Raw genomic sequence first — 17,850 nt, 5'->3', positions numbered from 1 at the left:
TATAACTAATGTATCATACATCAATTGTATTATACATGAATATGTTTTTTTCACAAGCTTAACGTAAGCCAATATTACAACATGGACGAGATATTTCTTCTTGTTAAAATGGTATAAGTGGATTGTTTTCTACAAATGGCAGAACATCAATTATGTATCAGGGGCCTTTATGGGGTACCGCTCATCGCAATCAAGCTAAGAAAATAAAACTACCCAAAAAACGAAAATTTTGTGATAACTTGTAACAAAAAACTCATAATTTTTTGGGGGAGTTCTAAATTCTTAAGTTGATGGGCATGGGGTACCGCCAGCATTTCAGAAAAAACCACGCTAAGAGAATCCATCTGAAAAAAGAGCCGAATTTTACCCCGTTAAGAGTAAATCGGCTCTTTCATATTTAAAGGGCGTAAGGATTGTAAACTTGTTGAATGCAATACCTCAAACTTATATTCTCCTAAGAAATTGATGTGTTCCCAACCTAAAGGCCATATATACGGCATTAAATCTTCTCGAAATTCGCCTGTACGTTTTAATTCTTCTACGGCTTTTTCCATATAGACCGCAATCCATACACTTATCGCATTAATAATAATGTTAAAAGTGCACTAGCCCGTTGTAATTGATCTTGAAGGGCTCGCTCTCTAAACTCTCCCCTCTTTCCGAAAAATATGGCTCTGGCTAAGGCATTTGTGGCTTCACCCTTATTTAAGCCTTTTTGTATTTTTCTTCTCACCGATTTACTTGAGATATAGTCTAAGGTAAAGATAGTTTTTTCTATTCGTCCCATTTCACCAAGGGCGGTCGCTAATTTGTTTTGATTACTTAAAAATCTTTCGCAAAATTTTAATTTTGTCCCTATATGGCGGAAATACAATCCCTAAGTCTATCCTTGAGCTTTTCTTTAAAATGCTTTTACGATGTGTAAAAACATCAAAGCTATGTTTCCCATGATAGGCACCGAACCCCGCACTTCCTACTCCCCCAAAAGGCAAGTGGAGATTAGCCATATGTGACATTGTATCATTGACGCATCCTCCTCCAAAAGAAATCCGGCTTAATACTTGTTTTTCAACGCTTTTATTTTCAGTAAACACATACAAAGCTAGCGGTTTAGGATGGTTGTTAACCATATGGATAACCTTATCTAAATCGATGTACTCCATGATTGGTAAAATCGGCCCGAAAATTTCTTCTTTCATAGCTGCAACATCCCATGATTTTACTTCAAGAAGTGTTGGTTCAATATATAAATGACTTCTAGATGATTTACCACCAAATATTATATGACTTTGGTCTTGTTCTAATATAGAAATAAGTCTATCGAATTGTCTCTCATTGACAATTCGACCATAATCATTGCTTTTTAATACATCTGATCCATAAAAGCTTGTGATGATTTCTTTCATTTTTGAAATCAGTTTTACCCTAACAGATTCGTGTACAATAACATAATCAGGTGCAATACAGGATTGCCCAGCATTTATGAACTTTCCCCAGATAATCCGTTTGGCAGCTATATTGAGGTTAGCTGTTTCATCGACAATAGCTGGTCCTTTGCCACCAAGCTCTAATGTTACTGGTATAAGATTTTTCGCCGCAGCTTCCATAACAATTTTTCCAACTTGAATGCTACCTGTAAAAAAGATATGGTCAAATGGTGCATGAATTAATAAAGAAGTTATTTCTCTGTCTCCTTCAATTACACGAATATATTGCTTATCAAATGTTTCACTTATCATTTTGTTAATTACAGCTGAAACATTGGGTGCATTTTCTGAAGGCTTGAGAACTACACAATTTCCTGCCGCTATTGCCCCGATAAGAGGTTCCATTAATGATTGGAATGGATAATTAAAAGGTCCAATAATTAGCACTATACCATAAGGCTCTTTTATTATGTAGCTTTTGGAAGGCAAAGAATGAATAGGTGTTTTTACTTTTTGAGGTTTCATCCACTGTTTTAAGTATTTCATTATAAAATTGATACTGTTATAGGCGAAACCAATTTCTGCAGCATATGCTTCAAACTCGCTTTTGTGTAAATCTTGATATAATGCATTCAGCACTTGATTTTCATATTTTTGAATAGAATTTTTTAGCTGTTCTAACTGTTCAAGCCGGAATTGAAGACTTCTTGTATGATCATGATGGAAAAATTGTTTATGTTCTTGAATAAGTTGTTGAATATTATCAACCAATAGGGAACCCCTCCAATAGCAAGAAAATATTTACATACTATGTATATCAATTTTAAAAACAATTTGTATTACAAAATCCCAATCTATTTATTGTACGTATTGGTTAGACAAATCATTCTTTCTATTAGGGGTCATCATACATGCCCATCAACTTAAAAGTGTAAACAAATTGAACTTTTGTTCAGCCGGATTAAAACATTCTTAAAATAAAAGTATATTCTTAAAAATAGGTATACCAAATAAACCCTAACGGGTTTCAGTTTTTTAATTATGTAATTTTCTTTTGTTTTCTCAATCCATTATACTGATAAGCAACACACTAATATTTGTTCCAAAAAGTAAGGATTTTGGAACAAATATTGGTACAATTTCAACACATTTAAATCTATTTTCTGTACGCTAATCGTAGAACTAGTTTAAATAATTTACTAATAGAGGTACAGCCACATCGCCATCAAGCTAATATTTTGAAGTATCCCCAAAATGAAAATTCCCTTTTTCTACAGTTAATTATTTGGAGAAGTCTGCTCTTTTTTCGTTTTTGGGGTATTTCCTTTTCTTAAGTTGATGGGCATGGCCAATATACAACAGGTATTTAAAATTTTCTAATTTTTCAACTTGAAACAGGTAAAACATGAGAGCGATGAGGATCATACCTGCATATTCAACAATCAAGTGAATGTATAAATAACATTGATACATGAAGTCTTAAAAAAGTTAAATGCAGCTCTATAAGGCTATGTTGGCATATATTCTTTTTTAGCTTGATGAGTCTGGATAGAAAATATCAATCACTGAGCACTAATAGTTTTTAATGAGTAACAAACAAAGGGTTATAAATTCAATAGCAGTCCTTTTTTCATATGATTCCTATAATAATTACAAAGCTGAATAATTATTGTTATAGCTACTTGCTTCTGCTAAAAAACTATAGAAAAAGACACCCTTATACAAGTGTCTTTTCTACTCTCTTTAAAGAATTTATATCAACCTCATAAGTATTCCCATATGGTCTAAGCGATGGAATCTCTTCCTTCGGCCCATAAAATAATAGTTTTAAATCATCATCTTTATACTGAACTACGAAGAAGTCATCAAATTGGTCAAATGTGTTTTGATTGATCGTAATAAACCCTTTTTCTTGGGCAGTTGTTTTAACACTTATTCTTCTCCCTTCTTTGATGACATCATATCCATGCTGATTCGTCACTTTGGATAGCTCACCATTCGTATAAAGAACACAAAAAAATTCACCTAGACGACCTATAAGATGTCTTAATTCAGTCGCCTTACAACCAAGAACATTCATTTCAAATCGTAACATTTCAAAGTATGCCTCATATAACTTTTTAATTTGTGAGATTCCTATTTTATCCTTATCTCCATAGACAAGAAGTTTCCCATTATCCCACTCACCTACAACAGATTCACAATCTGTCCCTTTAGGTTTGTGAAAAACTAATCCTGTATAAGGATAATTTTCACCTACATATCTATAAGTTTTTTATTTATATATATAAACAGATTTTTATTAACAGCTCTCCCTTTGTTATAACGGTTATAACAATAATCAGCAGGATTAATACTCCCCGGTTTTGTATTAAATTTTGTTATTAATCTGTCCTTTATCTCTGCAGATGTTACAGTATCACCTATCTTTTCTTTAAGAACCTCTATGAATTGCTCATAAATAGTCAATGTAATCCTCTCCTCATATTTCTCAATAGTTTTAAGCCTAGTAGAACTTGCACTCTACAATTTGGCCGAATTGTAGAATAATATATTTAAAGTTCTCCAAAAATCATTATAACTTACTATATAAATTTTACATTTAATCAATTAAATTTCATAGACTATTAGAGTAAAATATAAATCTGATAGGGAGAAACGCCGATTCACCTTCCACCTAATTAAAAAAGCGCCCTATAACCAGGGCGCTTTGCTCCAACCTAATGACTAATATTAGCAGTTGGGTATAATGTTGTTCCTCCAATTGAAACCTTTATTTCATTTGTTAATGGAACATTTTGTTCATTAATAATTGTTCTCCACCATTCCCATGCAAGACCTGTACATTCTCTTGCTACGATTCTTATATTTTTGGAATTTGGTGGAAGAGGGATAACTGTAGAGTAATGAGCCGTTTTGTCTTTACCACTACCTTCCCATGTTTTATGCGTTAGTACTTCTTTCCCATTTTGATCAAATGTGAATTCATCCCAAGATACATCAAATTGAGCAACGTAAGCACCGTAATGATCAAGTGTCATTTTTGCACTTGAATATTCTGTTGTTGTCGTCTCAATGTAATCTGTATTGTTATGAACAGCAGCAGTTGCATTATCTTTTAAGAAAGTGCTTGTATATGAAATTGGGTATGCTGGATTTTTAAGACTTAATTCAGCATTATCTTTAATGATATTTCGGATTTCATTGAAATCTTTTGTAACAACCTTGTTATGCTCTTTCGCATCTCCGCCTAATACTACAGCAGTAAAGGTACTTTCTTCAAAAATATCTTTATACTGTCCACTCGTTTCGATACTGTTATTCTTAAGTAAGGCTTTAAAAGCAGCTTGTACATCTTTACTCTTAGATGTTGTTTCTAATTTTACATACACCGTTCTACCATAAGCTACATTTGAAACCATAACAGGTGGAGCCGCATTACTTACTCCTTTACGAGTTAACTCACCAAAAGTAACACTATTATCAAAGAGATCAGATGGATTGTTTGGTAGTTCAGCACTTACAGTATAAAATATTTGTTTATATGCGGCCACCATCACTTTCTTTTCTCCATTTGCTACCGCATTAAAGTCAATATTTAGACTGTTATCAAGATATTTAGCGTTAACATTAAGAGCACTTGCGATTTGTGATTTACTATAAACCATAGATTCTGTATATTGCATTCTTGCAGGTAACGTATGTGTTGTAGAATACTTTTCATTCCAGGTAGATACTAAATCGTCTACTGCTCCAGCCACATTACCATATGTCGGATTTTGAACAGTGATTGTATTTTCTTTTCTCATACCAGGTAAGTCTATACTAATATTCAAAGGCTTTCTCTTAGCCACTAATAAACTCGGTTGATTGTCTGCAAAAGCTTTATTGGCAAGTTGTACAGCTCCTGGATACGTACGATTCGCTACAGAATCAATAATCGAAATATCGACTGGTGACGTTGTAAGTGATTTTTTCTCGCGTTCCACTACTACAAATTTACCATTTGAATTGATACTTTCTTTCGGAACAAAACTCTCTACTTTATCACCATTTACAGCTAAAACCTCTTGATTATTGTATTTAAGATTTCCTATACCAGTATCAATACTACTAGCATTTTTAGTTATATCAGTTGCATTACCAGCTTGTGTTTCTGCGAAAGAAATAGATGAATAATTAAGAGTGCATAAACTAACTAATAAACATGCAAGGAACTTACTTCTTTTGGTATTTTTCTTAATGTTCAGAAAAATCACCCCGTTCTTTTTTTAGTAAGATATAATAATGATTGATAAATGATAGCTAACGAATAAACTTACATAAACGCTTTTAAAAGTTCTTGGACTAACGGAATTACTCCACCTAAAAATTTCAAAACTGCCATTGCGATCTCCATATTACTTCCTCCTCTTTGTTGTATTAAGATGTGTTGAATATTTATGCTTTCATTATAATAAGCTTTTACACTTACATCAATTCATTTTTATATGCAATATTTCATATTGGGGAAAAAGCAACTTTTTCTGTCAAGGTGAAGATGCTACTACTCTTATTAAAAATATTTCAATCCCTATAAAAATATCTGAATTTTCCAATTATAAAAGGTTATGAACTAAAAACCTCGAATAATTGTAATAAATATACATAAGGAGGTTGATCTATTTTGTTTCGTTCTTTTACAAATGGTTGCGTCGCCTTGGTGCAACGTTTCTTGCCAGAACCGTTTATTTTATCATGTTTATTAACTGTTTTTGTTATCTTCTTCGGCATGTTTGCAACGCACCAAACACCAGTCGAGATGATCACTCATTGGGGTGATGGCATTTGGGGGCTTCTCGCCTTTTCTATGCAAATGGCACTTGTACTCGTGACAGGATCGGCTTTAGCAAACGCACCTCTTATTAAAAAAGGATTAACGAAAGCAGCAAAACTACCGAAAACGACTGGACAAGGTATTATTGCCATTTCAATCGTAAGTTTACTAGGGGCATACATAAACTGGGGATTTGGTATTGTTGTATCTGTTTTATATGCAAAAGAGGTAGCAAGGCAGTTAGAAGGATTAGATTATAGACTAGCCATTGCCTCTTCCTACTCTGGATTTCTCATTTGGCATGCGGGGCTTTCTGCTTCTATTCCTCTTACGTTAGCAACAGGCGGCGAAACATTAATTAAAACGACAGCTGGAAGTATTAAAGAAGCGATTCCAATCACAGAAACGTTATTCTCACCATACGCTCTCGTTCCGGTTATTATCTTTTTAGTTACGATGCCTCTCATTAATAAAGCGATGCATCCAGATGAAAAACATACGATTACAGTAGACCCTAGCGTGTTCCATGAAGAAGCTGCCGCTCAAGAAGTAGGAAACAATACGTTCGCTGAGAAAATGGAAAATAGTATCATCATTACACTTTGCGTTGGATTGTTAGGTCTCATTTATATTTTCAATTACTTTTATACGAAAGGTTTTAACCTTACGCTAGATATCGTTATTTTTATGTTATTAATTGCTGGACTTATTTTCCACCGTACTCCGATTCAATATATTCGTGCTTTTTCAGATTCCACGAAAAGTGCTTCTGGTATTTTACTTCAATTTCCTTTTTACGCAGGAATTATGGGGATGATGATTAGAGTAAATAGTGATGGACTTTCACTTGGAGGAGCTATTTCGAATTTCTTTATTAGCATTTCAAACGAAACGACTTTCCCGCTCTTTACTTTTTTAAGTGCTGGCATCGTTAATATTTTCGTTCCATCTGGTGGCGGTCAATGGGCTGTGCAAGCACCCATTATGATTCCAGCTGGCGCTGAACTTGGTGTACCCGCTGCAAAAACAGCAATGGCCATTGCGTGGGGAGATGCTTGGACGAATTTGATTCAACCTTTCTGGGCATTACCGGCATTAGCGATAGCCGGTTTAGGCGCTCGTGATATTATGGGATTTTGCGTTGTGAACTTACTATATGCAGGATTCATCATAAGTCTATGTTTCTTATTTATTTAAACAAAAAGCTAGTTTTATACTAGCTTTTTTACATAATAAATCATTTATTTCCCACGCATTTTATAATCTTCTTCCACTCTATATCCGTAAGATGTAATGCCTCACATGCAAAAAAATGTTCACATACTTTTTCAATTAGATGCGGATTTCCCCTCAAGAAATCCCACTGTAACGCTTTAGGAAGAAAATGCATTTCATACTCCTTACTTCCCCTTACTACTTCATCCACTTCTCTTTCACAAATTCCTCTTATCAAGTAGTCATTTCTTAATTGTATTTGAATTTGCTGAAATGTTTCACTACATTTTTTCAATTGAAGTAAACATGTAATATACGTTCGAAAAAGTTCGTCATCATACCCACAACAGTTTATAATACGATCGATTTCATTCATAATGTACGAGCCTTTTCTTCTATTTGTAATAACCACTTTTCCCGCTTCTCTCGTTTACTCGTTTTCACAGATTGAAAAACTGACCGTTTTATATCGTGGATGCCGCAAAAACGTAAAACACCTCTCTTCATCATAATCCAATCTGCGGATCGATATAATAGTGCGACATACCACAACGGTGAGTCTAATGTATTAATTACCCACGCCTTCTTACCTTTCAATAATCCTTTCGGCAGGGCACCTTCATATTTATAAGCAAATCCAGCTACAAAAATGCGATCAATAAACCCTTTTAAAATAGCTGGCATCCCCCACCACCATATTGGATAAATGAAGAGAAGAGTATCCGCTTCTTCCACTAACGTTCTGTACCGAGCTGTTTCTTCTTCATTTACTAAATCACGCCTTTTCTTCTCTTCATTAAAAACAAGGACTGGATCAAATTGTTCTTTGTATAAATCAAGTACCGTAACTGAATGATTTGTTTCCTGTAGTCCGTTTTGTACATGCTTTAAAATTGCTGCGTTAAAACTTGAAGGACTAGGATGAGCGTATACAATTAGTACATTCACTGCCAAACAACTCCCTCTATAAGTTAAAGTTTCCCCTTCTTTAACATCTTCTCTACAATTTGCACGTTTTTCGAACTTTGCAACAAACGATTTAATACTGTGAGTAACTCTTCCTTTTCTAAATCTTTCAGTTTCTCTTTCACCTTACTCTCACCAGCATCTTGAATATCATAAACAACTGCCGCCATATGCTTGCAAAGATTCTCATACGGACACTCACAGCTACTTTCTGTAAAATCTTCGAGATTAATAATTACTTCATAGTTTCCCGCATTTCCAGTAACGAAAGCAAATATTTTTTTGTCTTGTATTTCAACATCTTCTACATGTCCTTCTTCATAATATTCATAACCTTTATCTATAATGTACTTAGGAATCCATTTCGTTATATCATGTAATAAGTAAGCGTACATAATAGCACCTCTTCCTTTAATTCCCTTTTGACTTCCACAACCACTGCATGTTATTCTAATAACTGTCAAATAGCAAGTCTATATGACAAAACGACTGACACCTATTCGGCGGAGGTGTCTCTTTTCATTTGCAGCCGATATGAAGTGCCTCTTTCAGGCACATTCAATCTTTGACACTACACACTCAACACCATTCCCTGTATCAGGCTGCTTTAGCAGTCTTTTACTCTACATACTTCAAAAAAAAGAGAGCTTAGCTCCCCTTTCTCGCCTTATAAAATACCCCTTTTTCAGTATACAGATATTCATCAGCTAATGTAATTTTCCCATCCAGTTTCAGTTCATCTAATAGCCTTGATAAATAAAATTGATGTAACATCTTTTTCGTGAATTTTCCTTCATGATGCGAAACGATATGTTCTTGAATATCTAACAATGATATCGGCTTATCTTGCTCTATCATATATTCATAAACTGTACTACGCAGTTTTACGTATTTTTCGAGTGTCACAGTAATGCGCAACCCCTTTCTTCTTAATATAAATTTTCGTAATCGGTTTTTTTGCAACAAAAAAACCTCTCCGATAAGAAGAAGTTACGTATATATCTTCGTCTTATCTCCCAGAACAAATATGTTCTGCTGGAATTAGCACCTGCATCGCGGTTGCTGGGTTTCATCGGGCCAGTCCCTCCACCTCTCTGGATAAGAAAATATTCACTTAATTCTTACTATACGTAATTTCATTTCAATTGTCAAACAAATATAACGAATTATATTTTCTTCTTTACTGTTCATACTATACATATATGAGTATTCAAGGAGGATTATGAAATGCATCAAAATGCTCGCGGATATGTACAAGATTCTTTTCAATCATTACAAGAAGCAAAACATTGTTTAGAAGAAGCATTACAGACTGTTGAAAAAGATTTTAATCGCGCTCGTATTGAGCAATCCCTTTATGCGATCGAACAAGCTATTCAACGCTGCGATTACACCGTTCACATTTTAGAAAAAGATTGAAAAAACTTCCCATCAATTGATGGGAAGCTTTTTCAAATGGCATACTCCATAATTATTGCCGTTATAATTAAAAAATATACAGAATTAACAATTTCTAAAATCCCTACTTTTATAATTGAAATTTTCTTGCCATACAATATAATCGCTCGAATGACACTTGGTATAAAAATAAGTGAACACCATGGATTGATAGCAAATACGATGATCGTTAACACGATATGATAACCCCAAGATATAAAACGATACTTCGGATTATTTTTCTCACGAATCATCGTTTTCACATAAAACGTACTTCCTAAAAAATATAAAAATGAAATAAGCGCAATAAATAATGCTGTTTTATCTATAAGCTTCATTGAAAAATAATAACTAACTACACCACCTATACAGAAAACAATAATTGCACTAATGTCATTTAGTAATGCTCTTTCATTCTTTTGACGAGCGTAATACATATTTACTATAAATAAGGGAATCATGACTGCTATGAATAAAAGAATGCGCCATTCATATAATAGAGAAATCATCCCAAATACGGACGCAATAATAAAATATACAATTGAAGCATGTAAATAGTCTTTTTTTCTTTTTTGTTTTATGTATATAAGAAATGGATACGTAGCTAAATAGATAAAGAACCAAGCTAAAAACAATGGAATATGATACATAGTAGGTTTCCCAAGAATAACACTTAATAGAAATGGTATAACAAGCATGGCCCATGCACCATGTTGCTTCGGAATAACTAACTTCATTAACTATACACCTCCCTTTTGAAAATAGTTCTCACCTACTATTATACGAATAATTTTATATAACAACGGATATATATTGAATCGATTTTTTGACAAATAAAAAATGCTCCTTACAATATGTAAGAAGCATGAAAGAGGCAAACGAATATGTAAGTCGCGACCCTACCTTATATGAGTATGCTTTTCTATGCCATGTTATGCTTATCTAATATGCCGTATTTCCTTTTAAATCTTGTAAGAATCGTAATCCAAGAAGTACTAAATAATAGTAAGAACACAACATTCGAAATCGCATGGCTCAAATCGAAATAAAAACTTGCTATATAATATGAAATGACAGCTTCCCACGTTGCTTCACGTATAAAACCGAGAAGCCCCCAGAAATTCATGATCCAGCCAAATAAAAAGCCCACGAAGAACCCATATAGTAGTCTTCCCCATAACTTTTTCATTAAAAATGTATTGCGAAGTAAGCCTGCTATAAAACCAATCATACCCCATGAAAACATTTGCCACGGCGTCCACGGACCTTGTCCTAAAAAAATGTTAGATACGATAGCCGCTGTTGCCCCGATCATAAATCCAGTTTCGCTTCCAAACACAATTGCAGAAACGATAATGACAAAAGAAGTCGGTTGTACACTCGGTAAAATAGAAAATGGCACGCGGCTCACTGCTGCAATTGCCGCTAATACGGCAACGAGAACAATTTCACGTGAAACAAATGCCTTCCTTTCAAAACGGATATAGAAAGGTAACATAATAACAACTAATAAAAACAAACTACTTAACAGGTAATACCCATCCATGATCAGTGTAGTAAAGAGTAATGTGCCTACTATTACTGCAAAAATACATATTATGAATGCAACATATCGTTTGGACACGCTTCGTACACATCCTCCCACGTTAATGCATATGGCAATTCTTTTCGAATAAATCGGTTAATAGATGTTGTATAAAAGAAGTTACCACTAAAAAATTCTTTCGGTGCATCATTCATAATAACTGCTCCGTCAAATAACATCATACATTGATCCACGTATTTCGCCGCAAATTCAATATCATGCGTTGCCATTACAATTGTTGTGCCTTCCTTTTGCAACTTCCTAAATAGCTCTCCTACTCTTTCTTTCTTCCACGGATCTAATCCTTTTGTCGGTTCATCCAGTAATAATAAAGTCGGCTTTGATAATAACGTTGTACATAATGCAAGTAGTTGTTGCTCTCCCCCGCTACAATCATGCGGATGGCGCTCTTTAAGCGAATACAACCAAAACTGTTTTAGCGTATCTTCTGCTATTTCTTTTCCTTGTTCTCCGTATAATTCACGCGCTCGTTCATAAACCTCATCCCACACTGTATCAAATGTAAAATGATAATATGGATGCTGTGATACATACCCGATCCTTTTAAATCGTTCTTTCGAATCAATTTTATGTATCACTTTCCCATTCCACTTTACTTTCCCTCTTCTCGCTTTTTGTAATCCAGCTAAAATCGTTAACAGTGTAGACTTACCCGTACCATTTTTTCCAACGAGAGCCACCCATTTCCCTTTTTCAATCGAAACTGTTAAATCTCGTAAAATAAGCGAACTATTTTTTTCATATTGGAACGAAATATGCTCTGCACTTAAAATGACTTCTTGCTTTTCCCTTTGTGCTATTGGCTCATTTACATATGATATCGCTGAAAAATCATTCATTTTCATTTGTGCTTCTCGCACTGTAAACGGAATATCTTTCGCATTCCACTCTAAAAATAATCTTGGAATTTGCGGAATAAATGGACGGAACTTTTCAACTTCCCACATATTCGCTATAACTGTTTTTGGACTACCATCATACACGATTCGGCCATTATTCATACAAATAACGCGTGTTGCAAGCGGAATTACTTCATCTAAACGATGTTCACTTAATACTATCGTAATTCCAAGCTCTTCATTAATACGTTTTAACAATCCTAAAAACTCTTTCGCAGCAATTGGATCTAACTGCGCCGTCGGTTCGTCTAATAATAATAGTTTCGGCTGCATCACTAATACTGCAGCTAAATTAACAAGTTGCTTCTGCCCGCCAGATAACGTATGAACAGATTGATGCAATAAATCTTGAAACCCTAAGAAACTAATAAGTTCAGCTATTCTCTTTTGAATAATATGAGATGGTAATCCGATATTTTCTAAAGAAAATGCTAATTCTTGAATTACTGTATCCATTACGAGCTGGTTTTCTGGATTTTGAAATACCATGCCAATTTCTTGAGCAGATAACAAATCCGGTACATTTTCTAATAAAGTACCATCATAATATGTATCCCCAGTACGCTTACCGATTGGAAGTAATTCCTTTTTAAAATGTTTTAATAAAGTCGTCTTACCGGATCCTGATCCTCCAGCAAGTGCAATAAACTCTCCTTTTTGAATAGAAAGAGAAATATGCTGTAACGCTTTTTCGTTTTCATCAGCATATACAAATGATAAATTGTTTATTTCTGCATGCGCCACCATATCCATTCCCTTCCTTCCATTATGATTGGTAAACTAATAAACATCGTAAATACGACAAACATCATCCCATCGTATTGCTGAAATAAAATCGATTCGACTTTCGGATAAATGATTAACTTTCCTCCGCCATACGTACTACATATAATAGCAATTATAAATAGAATACTTAAATAACTGAGCGTGTACCAATCGCGTCTTTCCATTCTATACCGAATATATGTCGTACGCTTCGTTACACCAAATCCACGAGCTTGCATAGAATCTGCCGTTTGCAGTGCATCTTCTAATGAACAAATTAATAATACTTGAAGCAATTGCATACCATTTTTCACGCGTTCAACAATGGAACCTGCATCTACTTGTACACCTTTCGTTTTTTGGACGAGTGTTATTTTCTGTAATCGTCTCATAAACAAAGGAACAAACCTTACTGTAATCATCGTTAACAATGCTACTTTCGGTGAAATTCTAGAAAACAAATATAAAAATTTATGACTTGAAATAATATCATTATACGAAGCAAACGTAAACATAATCGCAACTAGTAATAACCCCATTACTACTCCAAACATAATTGCCTCAAGTTTAATACGGCTATCACCTAACCAAAATAACGTAGTTCGGCCCCTATGCGTGAATAACGAATTAAATAAAATGACCATAAAAAAGAAAACGATTGTGCTCGGTAACATCTTTCTTATCTTTTCGCTATTCCCTTGCATCACATTTAACATAACAATTAATAGTATTGCCCCAATTAAAAAAAGAGGATGAAGACACATCATACATAGTATCATCACCCCAATATAATAGAAAAAATTCACAAAAGGATGTAAAGAAGAAAAACTTATTTTCATAGTCCTTTACCGAATGCCTTTCTTATTTTAATACAAACACCCACTCGATTGTATCACCTGGTTTTACTGTAACTACACCTGCACTATGGTTTGGGAATGCACCGTTCAGACGATATTTCCATCCACTAGTAGCGGTAATATCTTTTTCATATAAATCATTAATACCTTTTACATAAACTCCATCTTTAGAGCCCATTGCATCAACATCTAAACCTGTACGCTGCAATACTTTATACACAGTATCGCCTTCTTGTACATCAACCTTTTTCGCACCTAATAAATATCCTTCATTACCTTTTACTGAGATTGTAACTTGTTTTGCTTGTGGTTTTGGTGGTGGAACTGGGTCTGGTTTTCGTTGTTCAGAATTTGGGACGTGCGGAGTCGGTATCGTTTTCTCCTCTTTATTCGGATCAACCTTTTGCTCCTGCTTCGGTGTTTCTTTCGGCTGATTCACAACCTTCGCTTCTTCGTTTACTTCTTGCGCTTTCGGTTGCTGTTGCTTCTCTTCTTGTGCTTTTTGTTGTTCTGGTTGCTTATTTACAGCTGGTTGTTCTTTCGATTGTTCCTGCTGTTTCTCTTCTTTCTTTACTTCCGGCTGTGCCTGCGTCTTGTCTTCTTTCGACTTTTCTTCTACTTTTTGTTCTTGTTTCTCTTTCTGCTCTTCTTGCTTATTTTGCTCTTGTTCAGCTTGTTTTTCCTCCGGTTTTTCTTCCGGCTTCGCTTCATCTTTTTTCTCTTCTTGTTTTGCTACCTCTTCTTGCTTTGGTTCTACTTTCTTCTCAGGCTTTACAGCTGCCTCTTCACATCCGGCAAGTAGCCCAAGTGAAAGCATGAAAGAAATAAACCACTTCATCTTACTCATGTTGTCTCTCACCTTTCATAATAAAATTAGGAGCAAATGATTGCTCCTAATTTTTGTTAAGCTGCTTTACGTCTCCATAATACATATGCAGAAGCAATACATAATACACCCATACCTACTTCTGTAGCTGCACTATGAGAAGATGCTCCTGTTTTCGGTAGTGTGCTACCGTTTCCAGACTTTTTATTTTTAACCGGTTCATTATCGACAACAACTTTTAAATTGTCATCTTTTGTTTCTTGTTGTACTTGTTTTTGTTCTTGTGGTTGTTCAGTAACTTCTTTTTCTACTACAATATTTTCTGAATCTACATTTGGCTTTGGATTAATTTCAGTAACAGATTCAGTTGACCAGTCATAAATCGATTTTCCAAGGTCTTTAAACTGAAGTAAAGCTAATAACGCTTGCTCTGTTGCCATTCCGCTACCGTTTTGATCGCCTGGTAACCATTTAAATTCACCATTTGGAAGTTGATATGATAATAGATTTTGCACTGCCTTATGTAGACGGTTTTGATCTACATCTTTCACAAGTGATAATCCAATAATTGCTTGTGCAGCACTATTAGAATTTTCTTGTCCATCAGCAGAGAAACCACCATTTTCTAGTTGTTCATTATATAAGTATGCAACAGCTTTTTGCACAGCTGGTTTCACATCTGCTCGGTCTTGATAAGGAGCTAACGCTGATAAAACCATACCTGTTACATCAACACTACTAGCACTATCTTTACTGCTTGCACTATCGTAAGTCCAGCCGCCATCCGTATGTTGCGCGTTTATAAGTGCCTCTACTAAAGCAACTCGATTCCATTTTGAATTCACTGGAACTTCATATTTCTTCGTATCAAATGCAAGTAAAGCAAATGTATAACCTGTAACAGAATTTACTTTATCTGATTCGTACAATTTTTGAACTAAATTATGTTCGCCTACCATTTTCGGGTCTGCATTCATTGCATTCATCATAATAATCGTTCTAGCTAAATCTGTCGCTGAAAAACGATTCATGCGCTTTTCTACCTTTTCAGTTACTGCATTAACATAATTTAATTTCGCCTCAATTGGCACATTCTTTCCAGAACGAGAAAGGCCTAATGCTACCCAATCACTTTCAATTCCATCTTGTAACATCTTTTCAGATGTCTTAGAGATTGCTTCATTTACTTGTGCTGCTGGAACTTGAATGTTCTCTTGTTTTGGTTGTTCTGGTTTTTCTTGTTTTGGATCATCCGTCTTTGGTTCTTCTGGCTTTTCTTGTTTTGGATCATCTGTTTTTGGTTCTTCTGGCTTTTCTTGTTTTGGATCATCCGTCTTTGGTTCTTCTGGCTTTTCTTGTTTCGGATCATCTGTTTTTGGTTCTTCTGGTTTTTCTTGTTTTGGATCATCTGTCTTTTGTTCTGTGTTTGGTTTTTCTGGCTTTTCTTGTTTTGGATCATCTGTTTTTGGTTCTTCTGGCTTTTCTTGTTTTGGATCATCCGTCTTTGGTTCTTCTGGCTTTTCTTGTTTTCTGTTTTTGGTTCTTCTGGTTTTTCTTGTTTTGGATCATCTGTCTTTGGTTCTTCTACCGTTTTACAAGTACCAAATTTATCTAATGTTTGTTGTAATGTTTCTTGGCTCATATTGCTCCAGTCTGAAACAAAGCGAAAAACAACAACATCTCCAGATTTTAATTTATAACTATCCGCTCCAACTTCTGCAGATTTATCATTTACATCATACAGCCAGCCACTTGTAGCCCCGGCCATTAGCCCATCAATGCCTTTCACATACGTTCCAAACGACATCGTTTCAGCTTCTACTTTGTCCCCCATGACTTTTTGCAGCAAACTTAAAGCTGTTTCCCCATCTTTAATTTGCTCTTCTTTCGGACATAACATAATGCCCTTTTGTGATTCACCTATAATTGCAAGTTTTGCTGTATTTCCTTCAGCAAACGTAATATGTACTGTATTCGCAAAAGAAACAAATACAAGTGTAACTGCCATTAACGACATAAGCAGCCATTTTTTAAAGATTGCCATCCCAAAATTTCCTCCCTTACTACTATTCACACAAAAAAAGGCCCTTCAAGGGCGTGCAATTGACACTCTTTTTTTGTAAGTGTCGAACAAACTGTGCAACACCTCCTACCCGCATCATTCGCGGCTATATTTGTATAGGAAAAATAATTTTGTTCATGAACGTATCATTGTGATAACATTCACTTTTCTAGGCACAACTTACTTCCATTTAAGTTATCGTAAAACGATAAACCTATACATTCTGTAAATTATAAATTTCTGTATTATTTTACTATTGACATAGAATTTTGTCCATGCTTTATTGGATTTATTTTCTAAGAATAGTAACGTACTAACCTTTAACGATGCAAACTCTTTTCACTAATAATGACGCCATCTTCATCCACATACACATATTCATTCGGCTTCCATTCAACTTGCCCAAATTGCAATGAAATATTTCGTTCTCCTTTCCCTTCTTTTACACTTCTATTCGGCATTGTCCCTAACGCTAAAATACCTATATTTATATTCTTTAGTTCACTAGAATCACGAACGTATCCATATACAATAATTCCTGCTAGCTTTCTTTCCTCCGCAATAGCTGCCAAATTATCACCGAGTAACGCACAATTCGTAGACGCTCCCCCATCAACAACTAATACCGTTCCTTCTGGTAATGTTTGTAATCCTTCCTTCACTAGTACATTATCATCCTTCACTTTTACCGTTGCAATTTTCCCGTAGAATTGTTCTTTCTTCCCAAAAGACCGAAAAGACTGGCGACATATTTGCAATTCATTTTCAAACTCATCACATAGATCCGTAGTTTTCCACATCTTTTTTCCCTCTTTTCCTTATTCTTTCTATATAACATATTCTTTGATTATTCTCGTTTCCCTGTCTAATGTTGCAATAATTTGTATGTGCGTGAAAGGACAGAAAAACTATTGCCTTAAGAAGCCACCTTTATTATAATCTATTTCACAGATAAATTTCAGAATATTAAAAAT

14 protein-coding genes, 4 pseudogenes and 1 riboswitch are annotated in these 17,850 nt (G+C 34.8%); of the genes and pseudogenes, 2 read left to right on the top strand and 16 right to left on the bottom strand.

The window, feature by feature from the left end:
- Positions 1–371 precede the first annotated feature (371 nt).
- The 4 genes and pseudogenes from DN390_RS07430 to alo all read right to left on the bottom strand — a co-directional run.
- Positions 372–823: pseudogene (locus DN390_RS07430) on the bottom strand (Tn3 family transposase); the annotation flags it as partial.
- Complete coding sequence (locus DN390_RS07425; RefSeq protein WP_147806996.1) at positions 819–2,198, bottom strand: aldehyde dehydrogenase; 1,380 nt, start codon at positions 2,196–2,198, stop codon at positions 819–821. The pseudogene DN390_RS07430 and the gene DN390_RS07425, both read right to left, overlap by 5 nt.
- A 946-nt stretch (positions 2,199–3,144) precedes the next feature.
- Positions 3,145–3,896 (bottom strand): annotated as a pseudogene (locus DN390_RS07420) (DUF7225 domain-containing protein).
- Positions 3,897–4,147: 251 nt separating this feature from the next.
- Positions 4,148–5,686, bottom strand: coding sequence for an anthrolysin O/cereolysin O family cholesterol-dependent cytolysin Alo (gene alo, locus DN390_RS07415; protein ID WP_147806995.1), 1,539 nt, complete (start codon positions 5,684–5,686; stop codon positions 4,148–4,150).
- Between the two features lie 407 nt (positions 5,687–6,093).
- Here alo and DN390_RS07405 point away from each other — a divergent pair, with 407 nt between their 5' ends.
- The gene (locus tag DN390_RS07405) at positions 6,094–7,440 is read left to right on the top strand and encodes a short-chain fatty acid transporter (protein WP_147806994.1); all 1,347 of its coding nucleotides are present in this window, start codon (positions 6,094–6,096) and stop codon (positions 7,438–7,440) included.
- 40 nt (positions 7,441–7,480) lie between these two features.
- On the opposite strand, the gene DN390_RS07400 is transcribed toward DN390_RS07405, so the two are convergent.
- The 4 genes from DN390_RS07400 to DN390_RS07385 form a co-directional block, all read right to left on the bottom strand.
- Positions 7,481–7,834: a group-specific protein gene (locus tag DN390_RS07400; protein ID WP_147806993.1), complete on the bottom strand. Its 354-nt coding sequence runs from the start codon at positions 7,832–7,834 to the stop codon at positions 7,481–7,483.
- Positions 7,831–8,406: an NAD(P)H-dependent oxidoreductase gene (locus DN390_RS07395; RefSeq protein ID WP_060633156.1), complete on the bottom strand. Its 576-nt coding sequence runs from the start codon at positions 8,404–8,406 to the stop codon at positions 7,831–7,833. The genes DN390_RS07400 and DN390_RS07395 overlap by 4 nt, the downstream gene beginning before the upstream one ends.
- Before the next feature lie 23 nt (positions 8,407–8,429).
- Positions 8,430–8,819 (bottom strand): SWIM zinc finger family protein, encoded by a 390-nt coding sequence (locus DN390_RS07390; protein ID WP_060631562.1) that lies wholly within the window; start codon positions 8,817–8,819, stop codon positions 8,430–8,432.
- 253 nt (positions 8,820–9,072) lie between these two features.
- On the bottom strand, positions 9,073–9,390 hold the full coding sequence (locus tag DN390_RS07385) for a hypothetical protein (protein WP_060631563.1): 318 nt from the start codon (positions 9,388–9,390) through the stop codon (positions 9,073–9,075).
- A 40-nt stretch (positions 9,391–9,430) separates the two neighbouring features.
- Positions 9,431–9,529: riboswitch (SAM riboswitch) on the bottom strand.
- A 122-nt stretch (positions 9,530–9,651) separates the two neighbouring features.
- Here DN390_RS07385 and DN390_RS07380 point away from each other — a divergent pair.
- A complete protein-coding gene (locus DN390_RS07380) occupies positions 9,652–9,843 on the top strand; it encodes a hypothetical protein (RefSeq protein WP_060631564.1) in 192 nt (63 codons plus the stop codon).
- A 32-nt stretch (positions 9,844–9,875) separates the two neighbouring features.
- Here DN390_RS07380 and DN390_RS07375 read toward each other — a convergent pair whose 3' ends face one another.
- From DN390_RS07375 to rraA, 8 genes and pseudogenes are all read right to left on the bottom strand, one after another.
- Positions 9,876–10,598: a YwiC-like family protein gene (locus DN390_RS07375; protein ID WP_147806992.1), complete on the bottom strand. Its 723-nt coding sequence runs from the start codon at positions 10,596–10,598 to the stop codon at positions 9,876–9,878.
- Positions 10,599–10,783: 185 nt separating this feature from the next.
- The gene (locus tag DN390_RS07370; protein WP_147806991.1) at positions 10,784–11,485 is read right to left on the bottom strand and encodes an ECF transporter S component; all 702 of its coding nucleotides are present in this window, start codon (positions 11,483–11,485) and stop codon (positions 10,784–10,786) included.
- Positions 11,458–13,119 (bottom strand): ABC transporter ATP-binding protein, encoded by a 1,662-nt coding sequence (locus DN390_RS07365; RefSeq protein ID WP_147806990.1) that lies wholly within the window; start codon positions 13,117–13,119, stop codon positions 11,458–11,460. The genes DN390_RS07370 and DN390_RS07365 overlap by 28 nt, the downstream gene beginning before the upstream one ends.
- The gene (locus DN390_RS07360; RefSeq protein ID WP_147806989.1) at positions 13,092–13,970 is read right to left on the bottom strand and encodes an energy-coupling factor transporter transmembrane component T; all 879 of its coding nucleotides are present in this window, start codon (positions 13,968–13,970) and stop codon (positions 13,092–13,094) included. The genes DN390_RS07365 and DN390_RS07360 overlap by 28 nt, the downstream gene beginning before the upstream one ends.
- A 22-nt stretch (positions 13,971–13,992) precedes the next feature.
- Positions 13,993–14,835, bottom strand: a complete 843-nt coding sequence (locus DN390_RS07355) for a DUF4430 domain-containing protein (RefSeq protein ID WP_147806988.1) — start codon at positions 14,833–14,835, stop codon at positions 13,993–13,995.
- 56 nt (positions 14,836–14,891) lie between these two features.
- Positions 14,892–16,235: pseudogene (locus DN390_RS07350) on the bottom strand (prenyltransferase/squalene oxidase repeat-containing protein); the annotation flags it as partial.
- Positions 16,236–16,390: 155 nt separating this feature from the next.
- Positions 16,391–16,858, bottom strand: a pseudogene (locus DN390_RS31595) (DUF4430 domain-containing protein); the annotation flags it as partial.
- Between the two features lie 338 nt (positions 16,859–17,196).
- Positions 17,197–17,676: a ribonuclease E activity regulator RraA gene (rraA, locus tag DN390_RS07345; protein WP_000266066.1), complete on the bottom strand. Its 480-nt coding sequence runs from the start codon at positions 17,674–17,676 to the stop codon at positions 17,197–17,199.
- Positions 17,677–17,850: the final 174 nt, after the last annotated feature.

It is taken from the genome of Bacillus sp. SH7-1 (assembly GCF_008042405.1).
GTDB classification, from domain to species: domain Bacteria; phylum Bacillota; class Bacilli; order Bacillales; family Bacillaceae_G; genus Bacillus_A; species Bacillus_A thuringiensis_N.
Note: the sequence above shows the minus strand (reverse complement) of the source record. Positions and strands in the feature narration are given on the sequence as shown.